Below are 12,808 nucleotides of genomic sequence, written 5' to 3' on the forward strand. Positions count from 1 at the left end.
GAGGGTTGGTGTCGCAATCGGTTAACTGAACAACCGGTCCCGGCGCGGGTGCTTGCGGGCAGGCGCGACCGTGACCTAGGGTTAGATCAATATTGATTTATTCTGTACGGCTAGGGGATGGCATGAACCTGACAACGCAGCAGGCCGATCGCGCGGCGGGCGTTCTGCTCGGCACCGCCGCGGGCGACGCACTCGGCGCCGGATACGAGTTCACCCATCCGGCTCCGGGGACACCGATCGACATGATCGGCGGTGGCACATTCGCCTGGGCGCCGGGAGAGTGGACCGACGACACCGCGATGGCGGTCGCGATCGCCGAGGTCGCCGCCACCGGAGCGGACATCGGCCGCGGCACCGGGCTGGACGCGGTCGCCGCGCGGTTCGTCGCCTGGTTCGACTCGAATCCCCCGGACGTCGGGAACCAGACCCGCGCCGTGCTGTCGGCGCGGCCGGGCAGCGCGGACGCCATGCGCGCCCGGGCCCGGGCGATCCCCGGACGCAAGGGCGGCAACGGTTCCCTGATGCGCACCGCCCCCGTCGCCTTGGCCCACCTCGGAGACGAGCGGGGCTGCGTCGACGCGGCGGCCGCCGTCGCGGCGCTGACCCACGACGACCCGCAGGCGATCGAAGCGTGCCGGATGTGGACGCACGCCATCCGGCACGCCGTCCTGCACGGCAGCTTCGACGGCGTCCGTGGCTACCTGAAGACCGCGCCGGCCGAGGTAGCCGCCGAGTGGGGGCCGCTGCTCGATATGTCCGAAACCGGCTCGCCCGCAGACTTTTCCAACAACGGATGGGTGGTGCACGCCCTGCAGACCGCGTGGTGGGCGATCACCTCCACCGATCCCGCCGCCCCCGACCACCTCCCGCGCGCACTGGAGGCGGCGGTGCGGGCCGGCGGCGACACCGACACCACGGCCGCGATTGCCGGTGGTCTGCTCGGCGCGCGGTGGGGTGCCTCCGCCGTTCCGGACCGGTGGCGCCGGATACTGCACGGCTGGCCCGGTTACACCGCCGCAGACCTGGTGCGGATGACCGAGGAGACGGTTGCCGACGGGCCGGCCCGGCGGTCCGGGCCGGTGATCGACGTGGTCGAGGGCGACATCACCGCGGTGCCTGCGGATGCGATCGTCAACGCCGCCAACTCGACCCTGCTCGGCGGCGGGGGCGTCGACGGCGCGATCCACCGCGCCGGCGGGCCGCGGATCCTGGCCGAGTGCCGGCAGTTGCGTGCCACCACCCTGCCCGACGGTCTCCAGGTCGGCGCCGCGGTGGCGACCACCGCGGGAAACCTGCCTGCGCAGGCCGTGATCCACACCGTCGGTCCGCGGTACTCCGGCCACGAGGACCGCTCGGCGTTGCTGCGGGCCGCGTACACCCGCAGCCTCGCGGTCGCGGACACCCTCGGGGCCGGCAGCGTCGCGTTCCCGCTGATCTCCTCGGGCGCCTACGGGTGGCCGCTCGAGGACGCGGTCCGGCAGGCCGTCGCCGCCGTCACCGGCGCGGACACCGGTGTCGAGCGGGTGCTTCTGGTCGCCTACGACCACGCGACCGCGGAACGACTGCGCCGCGCGCTGCGCGTGAGCTAGGCGGTCCGCGCCAGCAGCGCGTCGAGGGCCGCGTAGCTGGCGTTCATGCCCTCCTCCATGCCGGACCCGAGCATGCCGTCCCGGTCCTCGGCGGTGAGGAACAGCGATTCGACGACGATCTTCGTGCGTCCGTCGCCGAGATCGACGAAGTCGACGGCGTCGATGGACGCGTGGGTGGGCATGCCGTCCCACTCGAAGGAGTACACGAGCCGTTCCTGCGGGACGACTTCGCGGAACCGGCCCTCGAAGCCGTCGCTGCCGCCCTCGTGGTGCTCGACGAATCGCCAGTGTCCACCTACCTCGAGTTCCCATTTCTCCACGTCGAGGGGGTTGCCTCGACCCCACCACTGCGCGATCAGGTCCGGTTCGGTGTAGGCGGCCCAGACGCGGGCGCGTGGCGCGTCGAAGACCCGCTCGACGCGGCAGTCGCGGTCGCCGGACGTGGTGACGGCGGCGTGATGGGTGCTGGTCATGACTACTCCTCGTGGTTGGGCTCGGCCGTACGGTCGAGGAACTGTCCGAGATGGTCCAGGCGGCCGGCGAGAGCGCGGCGGTGGCGGTTGAGCCACGCGATTTCGAGGTCGAGGGGGTTGGCCCCGAGTCGGCAGTGCCGTACCCGGCCCCGCTTCTCCGTCACCACCAGCCCGGCCTGCTCGAGGAGGTGGACGTGTTTCGTGATGCCGGTGAGGGTCATCTCGAAGGCATCCGCCAATTCGGTGATCGTCGCGTCCGATCGGTCGAGGCGTTCGAGGATCCCGCGCCGGGTGGGGTCCGAGAGTGCCGCGAACGTCGCGTCGAGCGGCTGATACTGAACCATCTAGTTCAGTGTCTTTCCGAAACCTGCCCGCTGTCAACCCCTCGGGCCGACAAGCGGGCAGATGCCGATCAGGCCATCTCGGGTACGTGCAGGTGCGCGATGGCCAGTTCGAACTCGCACACCTCGAGCACGGTCGCGCCCATCTCGCGGGTGGCCGCGGCGCGCATCGACTCCGACTGCTCCCTGTTCCGGTCCATCGCCTCGCGGCTGTCGAACGTCACCGACACCACCGCGCGGCCGGCGGCGTGGTCGACCATCATGCTGGCGCTGCAGAACCCCTCGAGGTCCTCCATCATCGGAAGCGACGTCAGCTTGAACACGTCGATCGCACGTGACATGTGACCGGGCTCGAGCTTGAGCCATGCGACGCGAACGCAGGAGCCCCGGCTCGAGTGATGGTCCCGGTGCAGGGCGGCGATGTCCCAGCGTTCGACTGTGGCGGTGCCGTGGAACATCTCGGTCGCACGGTCACGCAGTTCGCGGACCGGTCCCTCGCTCGCGCGCAGCGCGTCCTCGTCCATCCAGGAACTGGTGGCGATGCAGCGGCCGCTGTCGCGGTCGACGAGGAGGGAGAGCCCCGCGCAGCCCTCGTAGTCCGCGAGTGCGGGCATGACGGTGTCGCTCATGTGCTTGATGCCGGCGTCGATGAAGGACGGGTGCGCCTGGATCGTGGTTGAACGTGCGTACACGGTCTATCCCTTCCTTGAGGCGGCGCCCCGGCGGCGCCACCGGTTGCCCCCGACCTTCACCTTCCTCCCCACCCATGCCCGAGGCAATGGGTTCGGAGCCCCCTGTTCCACTACCGGGCGGTAGGTCCGCCGACCGGGTCCTGAGCGTAAAATCCCGGCGAACATGTGCCCGTCGGCAGTCGTAAGGGGAATCGGATTGAACGCGCACACCGGAGAACGTGAGCAGCTGGAATTCCAGGCGGAAACCCGCCAGTTGCTGGACCTGATGGTCCACTCGATCTACTCGAACAAGGACTCCTTCCTACGGGAGCTCGTGTCCAACGCCTCGGACGCGCTGGACAAGGTGCGGCTGGCGGCGTACCAGAACAAGGACCTGGGCGCGGACACCTCCGACCTGCACATCGAGATCGCCGTGGACCCCGGCGCCCGCACCCTGACGATCCGGGACAACGGCATCGGCATGTCCCGCGACGAGGTCGTCGATCTGATCGGCACCCTCGCCAAGTCCGGCACCGCGGAACTACGCCGAAAGCTCAAGGAAGCCAAGGACGCCGCCGCGAGTGAGGAACTGATCGGACAGTTCGGCATCGGCTTCTACTCGACGTTCATGGTTGCCGACAAGGTCACCCTTCTGACCCGCAAGGCCGGCCAGGAGCAGGCCACCCGCTGGGAGTCCAGCGGTGAGGCGACCTACACGATCGAGACCGTCGACGACGCGCCGCAGGGCACGTCGGTGACGCTGCACCTCAAGCCCGCCGACACCGAGGACCACCTCCACGACTACACCGCCGAGTGGAAGATCAAGGAACTGGTCAAGCGGTACTCGGACTTCATCGCGTGGCCGATCAGGATGGACGTCGAACGCCGCACCCCGGCCACCGACGACGCACCCGAACAGGTCACGGTGGAGACCCAGACCCTGAACTCGATGAAGGCACTGTGGGCCAAGTCGAAGGACGAGGTCACCGAGGAGGAGTACACCGAGTTCTACCGGCACATCGCCCATGCCTGGGACGAGCCGCTCGAGACCATCCCGATGAAGGCGGAGGGCACCTTCGAGTACCAGGCGCTGCTGTTCATCCCGAAGCACGCGCCGTTCGACCTGTTCATGCGCGACGGCAAGACCGGCGTCCAGCTGTACGTCAAGCGGGTGTTCATCATGGACGACGCCGACGAACTGCTGCCCGAGTACCTGCGGTTCGTCAAGGGCGTCGTCGACGCCCAGGATCTCTCGCTCAACGTCTCCCGCGAGATCCTGCAGCAGGACAGGCAGATTCGCGCGATCCGGCGGCGCCTGACCAAGAAGGTGCTCACCACGATCAAGGAGATCCAGGCCACCCGGCCCGACGACTACCGTGCGCTGTGGGCGGAGTTCGGCCGGGCACTCAAGGAAGGCCTGATCGCCGACGTGGACAATCGCGATGTGCTGCTGCAGATCTCGTCGTTCGCGTCCACTGCGAGCGACGAGGAGCAGACCACCCTCGCCGAGTACGTCGAGCGGATGAAGGACGGCCAGAAGCAGATCTACTTCGCGGCCGGTGAATCCCGTCAGCTGCTGGAGAACTCGCCGCACCTCGAGGCATTCAAGGCCAAGGGGCTCGAGGTCCTGCTACTCACCGACCCGGTCGACGAGGTGTGGACCTCGCAGGTGCCGGAGTTCGAGGGCCTGACCTTCCAGTCCGTCGCCAAGGGCGAGGTGGACCTCGACGCGGAGGAGGACGAGGAAGCCGCCGAGGCCGCGCGCGAGGAACGGGAGAAGGACTTCGCGGACCTGCTGGGCTGGCTGACCGAAACCCTTGGCGAGCAGGTCAAGTCGGTGCGCCTGTCCACGCGGCTGACCACCTCTCCCGCCTGCATCGTCGGCGACGACTTCTCCATGTCCCCGGCGCTCGAGCGGATGTACCGGGCTTCCGGACAGCCCGTCCCGGTCACGAAGCGGATCCTCGAACTGAACCCCGAGCATCCGCTGGTGCTGGCGCTGCGCACGGCCCGGGCGGAGCGTCCCGAGGACGACGCGGCCGCCGAGACCGCGGAACTGCTGTACGGCATGGCGCTGCTCGCGGAGGGCGGCGAACTCGCCGACCCGGCCCGCTTCACCACGCTGCTCGCGAACCGGCTGGCCGCGAGCGTGTGACCGCACGCGCGGGGCCGGTCGGTGAGAACCGGCCGGCCCCGCGCCGCTGGGCCCCGGGCGTCACTGCTTGGGGATCGGAGGATGCCCTTCCGACGCCTGCACCACCACGACTCCGTCCCCGGTGAGTTCCAGCTGGTATGCCTCACCGGAACCCCGGCCGATCGCCGCGCCGAGCTTTGCGGTCTTGCGGATCCCGGACTTCAACGACGTGGACCACAGGACCGCGCTCTGCACGTCCACGTAGGTGGGCCGGTCGACGTTCAGAACGACGGGCATGCCGTACACCGTCAGCGCGAGCGTGCCACGACCGCTGAACGTGGTGTTGAACAGTCCGCCGCTGAGCATCGATGCGCCCTCGACCCGCTGGATGTCCCACTCCAGCGAACTCTCGAACGCGAGCACGTTGTCGCCGTTGACCGTCACCGACTCGTCCTCGAGTTCGACGAGGAAGATCACATCGGCGTCGCGGGCGAGGAAGACGTCACCGCTGCCGGACACCTTCATCAGCGGCATGCCCTCGCCGGTGAGTGCCTTCTTGAACAGCTTTCCGATTCCGCCGCTGCCCTGGTAAGCGAAGTCGACGTCGCCCTGGTAGGCGACCATCGATCCCTGTCGGGCGAAGAAGTGCCCGCTGGTGCCGGCCAGATCGACCTTGAGCATCCACTGGTTCTGCAGCACGAAGGTACCGGGCGCACCGCTTCGTTCGACGTTGTTCATCAGGTCACTGCGCATGTCTGGCCTCCGGGTTGGTGTGAGCGGTGAGTGGGGTCAGCGCGGTGTCGAGGGGACGCCGGCACGAATCCGCCCCACCTCTGCGCGGGCGAACTCGACGGCGGCGGTGTCCCGGCCGTGCGAGGTCGCCAGTGCGTCCGCGAGGTCTGCGACGGACTCGAGCACGTACCCGTTTCGCCTGCGGTCGCGGCGGGTGGCCCCGGATCTGCGGAACGCTCTGCGCGCCTTGTGGTCACCGCACATCGCGTCGCGTTCCGGTTCGGTGACCACTCCGTGGTCGACCTCGGGTGCGAGGACGTCGCGCATGAACTCCCGTTCTCGGGGAACGGTCATCCGGAACACCCGGACGACGATGCACAGCGCAACGACGATGACGATCGCCCACGCCGGAATCATCAGGGCGACGTTCCCCTGCACGAGGACCGCCATCGAGTTCCAGACCCCGTGCAGCAGCATCGCGGTGGCCATCAGGGTGAGCCCGCGCCCGACCTGCCGTGGTTCGGCGGGCCGGCCAAGCAGATACACCAGCCCGGCACAGAAGACGGCGCTGTAGAGGATGTGGGCGGCGACACCGACACCCATCCGCAGCCACACGGTGCTCATCGCCGCGGCGACCTGGTTGGCGCCGAACTGGGTGCCCGCCGAGTTCAGCGCGTACACGATGTCCTCGGCGATCTGGAAGCCGAGGCCGAGGAAGGCGCCCACGATGAAGCCGTCGAACGCGGTGCGGATCAGGCGCGGCGCCAACGCGATCAGCAGGACGAGGCCGATGCCCTTGGCGACCTCCTCGGTGAACGGCGCGGTCAGACCGGCACCCCAGTCCAGCGCCCAGGACTGCCCGAACGCCTTCGCGTACAGCGCGCGCAGCGCGTCGTTGGCGCCGGCGGCCAGGACCCACGTCGCTGCGAACGCACCCCAGGCGAACGCGGCGACAGCCAGTTTCACCGGTTGCCGGGCGTAGCGATCGATGTGATGGGTGAACCACCAGAAGATGGCCCCGTAGACCACGAACAGCACCACCGACACGACGATCGCGCGCCCGTACGCGCCCGCGGCGCTCGCCAACACCGTAACGAAGGTGAACACCCCGCTGGACACGAGCAGCAGGTACACCCAGAAGGCCGCGTTGCGCGGCTGGTAGAAGGTGAACGCCCGGCCCCAACCCGAGTTCTCGATCGCGGCCGCACGTCGTTCGTGCAGATCCTCGATCACGGTGGTCATCGGGTGCCCTCCTCGGTGTGTCGAATGCTCGAGATCATCTGGGCGATCTGTTCGGCCTGATGATGCTCGGTGTCCGGCGGGCCGACCGCGACAACCTCGATGCCGCGGCCCTCCACGACGAATGCCGCCAGCGCCCCGTCGAGCTTGGGGCCCGCGTAGCGTGCGACCAGTCCGCGCTCGCCGGAGTCGGTGGTGATCGCCACCGGTGCCCCGTCGATGCGGATGTTCTCGTCGAGTGCTTCGGTGGTGTCCTTGATCTGCTGGAGGAGGGCACGCGCGTCACCGGAGAAGTCACCGGTGCGCACGGTGAACGACAGGTCGCCGTCCTCGACCCTCGCGGACCGGGGGTACCCGGTGGCGGGGGCGTCACCGACCCGGACACCGGATGTGATGCCCCATCCGGCGGCGGGGACGAACGTGATGTCGCCCGCGACTGCCATCACGTCGCCGGCGACGACCCTGTCGTCATACGCGACCGCGCTGTTGATCGCGGGCAACACGGCTCCCATGACGAATGCGAGGGCGAGCACCACGAACGCCGGGAGGAACGTGGCCCCGTCCAGGCCGAGCCGGCGGCGGTCCACCGGCACCCATCTGTCCCCGGGGTCGTAGCCGCCGTGGGGCGGCGTCGAACTCGGGTGGACTCCTTGGATCATCTCGCCTCCGTGACCTGAACAGATGGCTGCAACGTTAGGCGTTGGCGGACGTTCCGTGCATTCGACACCACGCGACGGTTCGCCCACTGCATCCGGCGGGTCGGCGCGGTCCCGCGCGCTGCTATCGTCGGCCGGTGCCGCGGATGAGCGCCCCCGATGTGCAGTCGTACTGGATCTCCCACAAGATTCCCACCGACCAGTTCCTGCTGTACTGCTTCGCCGATGCCACGGCGCCGCTCACGGAGATCGGGGAGGGCGTGATCGAGCGGGCCTCGGCGGTCCCGGATCTGCGGCTGAGAGTCCGTGAGGTCCCCGGTCGTGTCGACTTTCCGCATTGGGTACCGATGGTCCCCGATGCCACGCTCGTCCGGCTGCACGAGGGGCCGACGGACTGGGACAGTTGCCGCACGGACGTGGCGGCACTGCTCACCGACCGGCTCGATCCCCTCGAATCGCCCTGGCGGCTACACCTTTTCGGTCCGGTGACCGGTGCGCCCGAGTGCGGTGACTCCCGCACCGTGGTGGCGGTGCTGCAGGTCGCGCACGCACTCGGCGACGGCCGGCGCGCGTCCGCGGCGGCCCGCGAACTGTTCGGCGCGGCCCCGCTCGTGACCGGCCCGCCCGTTGCGCCGTGGCGCCCCCGCCTCGCCTGCGCAGGGGCGGTGCTGCGCCTGCCCGTCCAGGTCGGGCAGATGCTGAGGCGGGCCCGGCCCGCCCACCTGGCCCACCGGCAACTCGAACAGGACACCGCGGCCGGACTGGTCCCGCCACCGCCCCCGAGCCGGCCGAAGCTGCCCACCAACAGCGCGCCCGACGAGCGACGCAGCATCGACACGGTGGTGGTCCCTGCGGAGTACCTGCGCGGCCCCGGAATCAGCGTCACCGTCGGCGCGATGACCGCGATCTCGCTGGCCCTGTCGCGGTACCTGGGCGAGCAGGGATCCGACCCCGGGTCCGGACCGGCCGCCGAGGTGACGGTCGCGAAGCCGGGGGAGCGATTGGCCCGCAATCACTTCCGCAACGTCTCGGTGGATCTGCATCCCGAGATCGAGGACCTCGCGCAGCGGGCCGCCGCGATCGCCACGGCGCTGCGCCTGCGCCGGATGCGCGCCGACCACCCGTCCGGCGCGGCGGAGGACCGCGCGCTGGCCGTCGTCCCCGCTCCGCTGCTGCGGCACGGCGTCGAGCACTTCGACTTCACCGCGGTGCCCGAGGAGGTCACCGGCCACACGGTGGTCTCCAGCGTCGACCGCGGCCCCGCTGACCTCGTGCTCGGCGGCGGGCGGGTGGTGTTCACGGCCGGTTTCCCGGCGCTGTCGAACTTCATGGGGCTGACTCACGGCGTACACGGCATCGGGGATCGGGTCACGATCTCGGTCGCCACCTCGCCCGCGGTGCTTGACCTGGACCGATATGTCCGTCTGCTGCGCGAGGCGGTCGGGCGGGTACACGCCGCGCTGACCGGGTACACACCCGTTCGGTGACGCTTCGAGGGCAGCGAAATCGTGGCGAACTCGCCGCCGTCCCGCTACTGTGGCCGGTGCCGGAGTTGACCCGGCGCCTGCACCAAGCGAACGGAGTCCGACATGTCGACCCTCATCTACGATGCGCTGCTTCCCTACATCGGGGACAAGACCGCTGCTGAGCTGGCCAACCTGCTGGCCGTCGGACCGTAGTCGAGTTCGGCGCCTCGGACACCCCGGGCCCGGTGGAGCGAAATGCTCCACCGGGCCCGTTCGTGTTCACACCGGTCACCGGCTCTCCGTGGCGGTGACACCGCCGAACTCCACGCCCCGGAACAGGGCGAGCGCCGCCCCCTGTTCCTCGACACCCGAATTCAACGGTTCCGCCACCGTCTGCCAGGGAGTCACCTCGATCGCCAGCCTCCGCCCAGACGTCCGCGGGCGCCACTCGCCGACGATCTCGCCGCCGACCGCGATCGCACCCGGCCGGCCGAGGGTGGGCCACAGTGCCTTGCGCCGAGCCTCGTCGGGGACGAGGAGGTCGCGATCCTTCAGCTGCAGGTACGGGTCGAACGGCCCGAGCAGGCGCACGGATCGGTCGGCCGGCGGGGCCAGCAGTGCGTCGGCGTCGCCGGCCAGAATCGACCGGGTGGTGCCCTCCACCGACACCTCCACGGTGTCCGTCGGCCAGTTCCGCGTGACGTCCTTGACCGGGGCGTCGACGTACGCGGCGACGGTCCGCGGGTCGCTCGGCCCGAGGAAGCGCAGGTATCCGCGAATGACGTCCAGGCGGGGGTCCGCGTCGGGGCCGAGACGGGCATACGGTTTCCGCCGCCAACCCGGGATGCGTTCGAGAACCGGCGGAGAGGTGCCCGGACGCAGTTCGAGTCCGGCATGCAGCGCCGCGAGCCGGAACGGCATCTCGTACACGTGGGTGGTGTTGCACGGTCGGCAGAACCGCAGGTACGGCTCGCTCATCCGGGCGGTCAGTTCCGTCGACATGACGCCCTTGACGGTGGGCTCACGCACGATGTCGCGCATCGCGTCGGCGACGGCACGCAGTGCGTCGATCGCCTGGATCCCTGCGGCCTTGAGCGGCCGGTTCGCGTCGAAGATGCGCTTGCCCGCGTCCGCCTCCGACAACGGCGCCGTCGCCACCGCCACCCCGGGCAGGTCTGCCCGGCGGTAGCAGTGCGGCGCCCCGCGCAGCGTCCACGCGAGCGCGAGGTCGCCGGGGAAGGTGTCCGGGGTGCCCCGCAGCCGCAACGCCCAGGCCGCGCCGTCCGGACCGGTGTTCTGGATGCCGAGGTCGAGCAGGTCGCAGTCGGTGGCGTCGGCGGCGACACCCGGCTGCCGGTCGAGTTGCTGGGCGTGCCAGCGATACGAGAGCACCTGCGCGCGCGTCACCTCGGTGGCCATGGCGAGAGTGTAGGAGCGGTCACCGACAGGCGCCGGGCCCCGCAGCTCAGCGGTTGTCGACCTGGTACGACTCGATCCGCTGGATCTTCCCGTCGCGAAAGTGGAAGTGGTCGCTGAAGATCCCCCGCAGTTCGCCGCCGTCCGCGAACCGGGCCTCGACGGTGCCCAGAAGAACCACGACGTCGTCCTCCTCGACCATCCGGATCACCGTCAGCGTCGGCTTGCCGGTGAACGCGTCGTTGTCGATCTCCCGGTCGAAGGCGTCCTTGCCGGTGATCGAGAAGTCGCCGGGCATCTCCCAGACGACGTCGTCGGCGAGCAGCGACAGGATCGCCTCGTGGTCGCCCGAGCGGAAACCGTCGACATACGCCGCGACGGCCCGTTTGTTGGGCGACAGCGACGGATCGGATTCGGACATCTCCGGTTCCATGACACTCCTTCGCAGGTCGTGGCGCGGTCCGTTCCATCGTGGCACCGGACGTGGCGTCACACGTCCGGTGCGGCCAAATCGATGTCCAATCCGGCGATCACTGCGGGGTCGGCGACGACGTCGAGTTCGACGATCCGATCCCCGACGATGGTGAACGTGAACACCGAGCGCGGTTGCCCGCCCGGTGCCCACGCCGCCCCGACCCTGCCGTCGACGGTGACGACCTGGGCGTGCCGGGCGCGACCGCGGAACGATTCGGCCACCGCGTGCGCACCGTGCAGCCGGGCGGACAGGGCCGGTGCACCGTGTGCCAGCGCGGCGCTTGCCGCGGTGACCGCGGCGTCGTCCGCGCGCAGCACCACGTCGGGATCGAGCAGCGCGAGGAGATCCTCGAACCGGCCCTCGCGCGACGCGGAGAGGAACGCTTCGACCACGCGACGGCGGCGGAGCCGATCGGGGTCCGGGGCACTGGCGCCCTGGACCCGGCGCCGGGCGCGGCTCGCGAGTTGCCGGGTAGCCGCGGGGGTGCGGCCCACGATCCGGGCGATCTCGTCGAACGGCACCGCGAACATGTCGTGCAGCACGAACGTCAGACGCTCGGCCGGGGTCAGGGTGTCCAGGACGACCATCATCGCGATCCCGATCGAATCGGCGAGAACCGCTTGATTCTCCGGTGACGATTCGGGGCGCGTCTCGGGTGTGGCCGGTACCGCGGGCCCGTCCAGGGCCACCTCGTGGCGTGAGGTGCGCGAGCGCAGCATGTCCAGGCAGACCCGGCTCAGCACGGTGGTGAGCCAGCCCCCGAGGTTGTTCACCGCGTCGGTGTCCGATCGGCTCAGCCGCAGCCACGTCTCCTGCACCGCGTCCTCGGCCTCGGCGCTCGAGCCGAGCATGCGGTATCCCACCGCCCTCAGGTGCTCGCGGTGCTCCTCGAAACGCCGGGCCAGAAATTCGTCGCTCATTGCTGTCACATTCTCTCGTGCCGATCCGTCAGTGCAATGACGAACACGAAACAACCTTTGTGACAGGAGCGACGACGATGCAGGCACGAATGAACAACCCCGCACTGGTCCTTCCCGGCGCCGTGGCGGCGCTGCAGGCGGTGGGGCACACGACCGAGAACACCGGACTCCCGGCGAGCACGGTGCACCTGGTGCATCTGCGGGCGAGTCAGATCAACGGCTGCGGCGTATGCGTCGACATGCATCCGAAGCTGGCGATGAAGGACGGGGAGACGGTCGAGCGCCTGTTCGCGGTGGCGGCGTGGCGGGAGTCGCCGTACTTCACCGACGCCGAACGCGCCGCCCTCGCACTCACCGAGGCGGTCACGCGGCTCGCCGATCGGCCCGACCCGGTGTCGGACGACGTGTGGGACGACGCCGCCGACCACTACGACGAGCAGCAACTGGCGGCCCTGATCATGCAGATCTCGTTGATCAACGTCTGGAACCGGCTCAACGCCTCGGTCAAGCAGGTCGCCGGGGCCAGTTGGGGCTAGGACATGTCTCCCAATCCCCGATTCGGCGCCCCCGGCGCCCAATCGCCGCCCTGCTGCGTTGTCGTCGGCGCCGATACAACAGCGGTATCGGCTTCTCCTCCGCCTTGCCGGACGACGATTGTTTCGCCAGGGGCATCCGAGAGGGATTAGGAGACACGCC

Annotated in this window: 13 protein-coding genes; 4 read left to right on the forward strand and 9 right to left on the reverse strand. The window is 69.6% G+C overall.

Features of this window, described 5'->3' with window-relative positions; all coding sequences use genetic code 11:
* The first annotated feature begins 122 nt into the window (after positions 1-122).
* The gene (locus ACWDU4_RS05900) at positions 123-1,589 is read left to right on the forward strand and encodes an O-acetyl-ADP-ribose deacetylase (protein ID WP_450112930.1); all 1,467 of its coding nucleotides are present in this window, start codon (positions 123-125) and stop codon (positions 1,587-1,589) included.
* Here the strand turns inward: ACWDU4_RS05900 and ACWDU4_RS05905 are convergent.
* The 3 genes from ACWDU4_RS05905 to ACWDU4_RS05915 form a co-directional block, all read right to left on the reverse strand.
* Positions 1,586-2,062 carry an SRPBCC family protein gene (locus tag ACWDU4_RS05905; RefSeq protein WP_450112931.1) on the reverse strand — a complete coding sequence of 159 codons (477 nt, stop codon included), beginning with the start codon at positions 2,060-2,062 and terminating at the stop codon, positions 1,586-1,588. The two genes, ACWDU4_RS05900 and ACWDU4_RS05905, sit on opposite strands and share 4 nt — an antisense overlap.
* A gap of 2 nt (positions 2,063-2,064) precedes the next feature.
* Positions 2,065-2,406, reverse strand: coding sequence for an ArsR/SmtB family transcription factor (locus ACWDU4_RS05910; RefSeq protein ID WP_450112932.1), 342 nt, complete (start codon positions 2,404-2,406; stop codon positions 2,065-2,067).
* A 68-nt stretch (positions 2,407-2,474) separates the two neighbouring features.
* Complete coding sequence (locus tag ACWDU4_RS05915) at positions 2,475-3,095, reverse strand: hypothetical protein (protein ID WP_450112933.1); 621 nt, start codon at positions 3,093-3,095, stop codon at positions 2,475-2,477.
* A 196-nt stretch (positions 3,096-3,291) separates the two neighbouring features.
* On the opposite strand from ACWDU4_RS05915, the gene htpG reads away from it, so the two are divergent.
* Positions 3,292-5,229, forward strand: a complete 1,938-nt coding sequence (htpG, locus tag ACWDU4_RS05920; protein ID WP_450112934.1) for a molecular chaperone HtpG — start codon at positions 3,292-3,294, stop codon at positions 5,227-5,229.
* A gap of 60 nt (positions 5,230-5,289) precedes the next feature.
* On the opposite strand, the gene ACWDU4_RS05925 is transcribed toward htpG, so the two are convergent.
* Genes ACWDU4_RS05925 through ACWDU4_RS05935 form a run of 3 tightly spaced genes read right to left on the reverse strand, consistent with a single transcriptional unit; the run spans position 5,290 to position 7,838 of the window.
* A complete protein-coding gene (locus tag ACWDU4_RS05925; RefSeq protein WP_450112935.1) occupies positions 5,290-5,961 on the reverse strand; it encodes an AIM24 family protein in 672 nt (223 codons plus the stop codon).
* Positions 5,962-5,997: 36 nt separating this feature from the next.
* On the reverse strand, positions 5,998-7,182 hold the full coding sequence (locus ACWDU4_RS05930; protein ID WP_450112936.1) for a PrsW family intramembrane metalloprotease: 1,185 nt from the start codon (positions 7,180-7,182) through the stop codon (positions 5,998-6,000).
* Positions 7,179-7,838 carry a hypothetical protein gene (locus ACWDU4_RS05935; RefSeq protein WP_450112937.1) on the reverse strand — a complete coding sequence of 220 codons (660 nt, stop codon included), beginning with the start codon at positions 7,836-7,838 and terminating at the stop codon, positions 7,179-7,181. Before ACWDU4_RS05935 ends, ACWDU4_RS05930 begins: the two co-directional genes overlap by 4 nt.
* Before the next feature lie 143 nt (positions 7,839-7,981).
* On the opposite strand from ACWDU4_RS05935, the gene ACWDU4_RS05940 reads away from it, so the two are divergent.
* Positions 7,982-9,322, forward strand: a complete 1,341-nt coding sequence (locus ACWDU4_RS05940; RefSeq protein ID WP_450112938.1) for a WS/DGAT domain-containing protein — start codon at positions 7,982-7,984, stop codon at positions 9,320-9,322.
* Positions 9,323-9,589: 267 nt separating this feature from the next.
* Here ACWDU4_RS05940 and ACWDU4_RS05945 read toward each other — a convergent pair whose 3' ends face one another.
* From ACWDU4_RS05945 to ACWDU4_RS05955, 3 genes are read right to left on the reverse strand one after another with little or no spacing between them, the layout of a single operon-like run.
* Positions 9,590-10,720 carry a winged helix DNA-binding domain-containing protein gene (locus tag ACWDU4_RS05945; protein ID WP_450112939.1) on the reverse strand — a complete coding sequence of 377 codons (1,131 nt, stop codon included), beginning with the start codon at positions 10,718-10,720 and terminating at the stop codon, positions 9,590-9,592.
* A gap of 46 nt (positions 10,721-10,766) precedes the next feature.
* The gene (locus ACWDU4_RS05950; RefSeq protein WP_450112940.1) at positions 10,767-11,150 is read right to left on the reverse strand and encodes a nuclear transport factor 2 family protein; all 384 of its coding nucleotides are present in this window, start codon (positions 11,148-11,150) and stop codon (positions 10,767-10,769) included.
* A 56-nt stretch (positions 11,151-11,206) separates the two neighbouring features.
* On the reverse strand, positions 11,207-12,112 hold the full coding sequence (locus ACWDU4_RS05955; RefSeq protein ID WP_450112941.1) for a sigma-70 family RNA polymerase sigma factor: 906 nt from the start codon (positions 12,110-12,112) through the stop codon (positions 11,207-11,209).
* 77 nt (positions 12,113-12,189) lie between these two features.
* Between ACWDU4_RS05955 and ACWDU4_RS05960 the strand changes: the two genes are divergently transcribed.
* The gene (locus tag ACWDU4_RS05960) at positions 12,190-12,648 is read left to right on the forward strand and encodes a carboxymuconolactone decarboxylase family protein (RefSeq protein ID WP_450112942.1); all 459 of its coding nucleotides are present in this window, start codon (positions 12,190-12,192) and stop codon (positions 12,646-12,648) included.
* The last annotated feature ends 160 nt before the right edge of the window (positions 12,649-12,808 follow it).

The organism is Rhodococcus sp. NPDC003348 (genome assembly GCF_053589375.1).

What these genes read in the sequence shown, in the direction of transcription:
- ACWDU4_RS05925 (WP_450112935.1), bottom strand. Translation starts at nt 5,961, where the DNA reads ATGCGCAGTGACCTGATGAACAACGTCGAACGAAGCGGTGCGCCCGGT.
- ACWDU4_RS05910 (WP_450112932.1), bottom strand. Translation starts at nt 2,406, where the DNA reads ATGGTTCAGTATCAGCCGCTCGACGCGACGTTCGCGGCACTCTCGGAC.
- ACWDU4_RS05935 (WP_450112937.1), bottom strand. Translation starts at nt 7,838, where the DNA reads ATGATCCAAGGAGTCCACCCGAGTTCGACGCCGCCCCACGGCGGCTAC.
- ACWDU4_RS05955 (WP_450112941.1), bottom strand. Translation starts at nt 12,112, where the DNA reads ATGAGCGACGAATTTCTGGCCCGGCGTTTCGAGGAGCACCGCGAGCAC.
- ACWDU4_RS05930 (WP_450112936.1), bottom strand. Translation starts at nt 7,182, where the DNA reads ATGACCACCGTGATCGAGGATCTGCACGAACGACGTGCGGCCGCGATC.
- ACWDU4_RS05945 (WP_450112939.1), bottom strand. Translation starts at nt 10,720, where the DNA reads ATGGCCACCGAGGTGACGCGCGCGCAGGTGCTCTCGTATCGCTGGCAC.
- ACWDU4_RS05905 (WP_450112931.1), bottom strand. Translation starts at nt 2,062, where the DNA reads ATGACCAGCACCCATCACGCCGCCGTCACCACGTCCGGCGACCGCGAC.
- ACWDU4_RS05960 (WP_450112942.1), top strand. Translation starts at nt 12,190, where the DNA reads ATGCAGGCACGAATGAACAACCCCGCACTGGTCCTTCCCGGCGCCGTG.
- ACWDU4_RS05950 (WP_450112940.1), bottom strand. Translation starts at nt 11,150, where the DNA reads ATGGAACCGGAGATGTCCGAATCCGATCCGTCGCTGTCGCCCAACAAA.
- ACWDU4_RS05940 (WP_450112938.1), top strand. Translation starts at nt 7,982, where the DNA reads ATGAGCGCCCCCGATGTGCAGTCGTACTGGATCTCCCACAAGATTCCC.
- ACWDU4_RS05900 (WP_450112930.1), top strand. Translation starts at nt 123, where the DNA reads ATGAACCTGACAACGCAGCAGGCCGATCGCGCGGCGGGCGTTCTGCTC.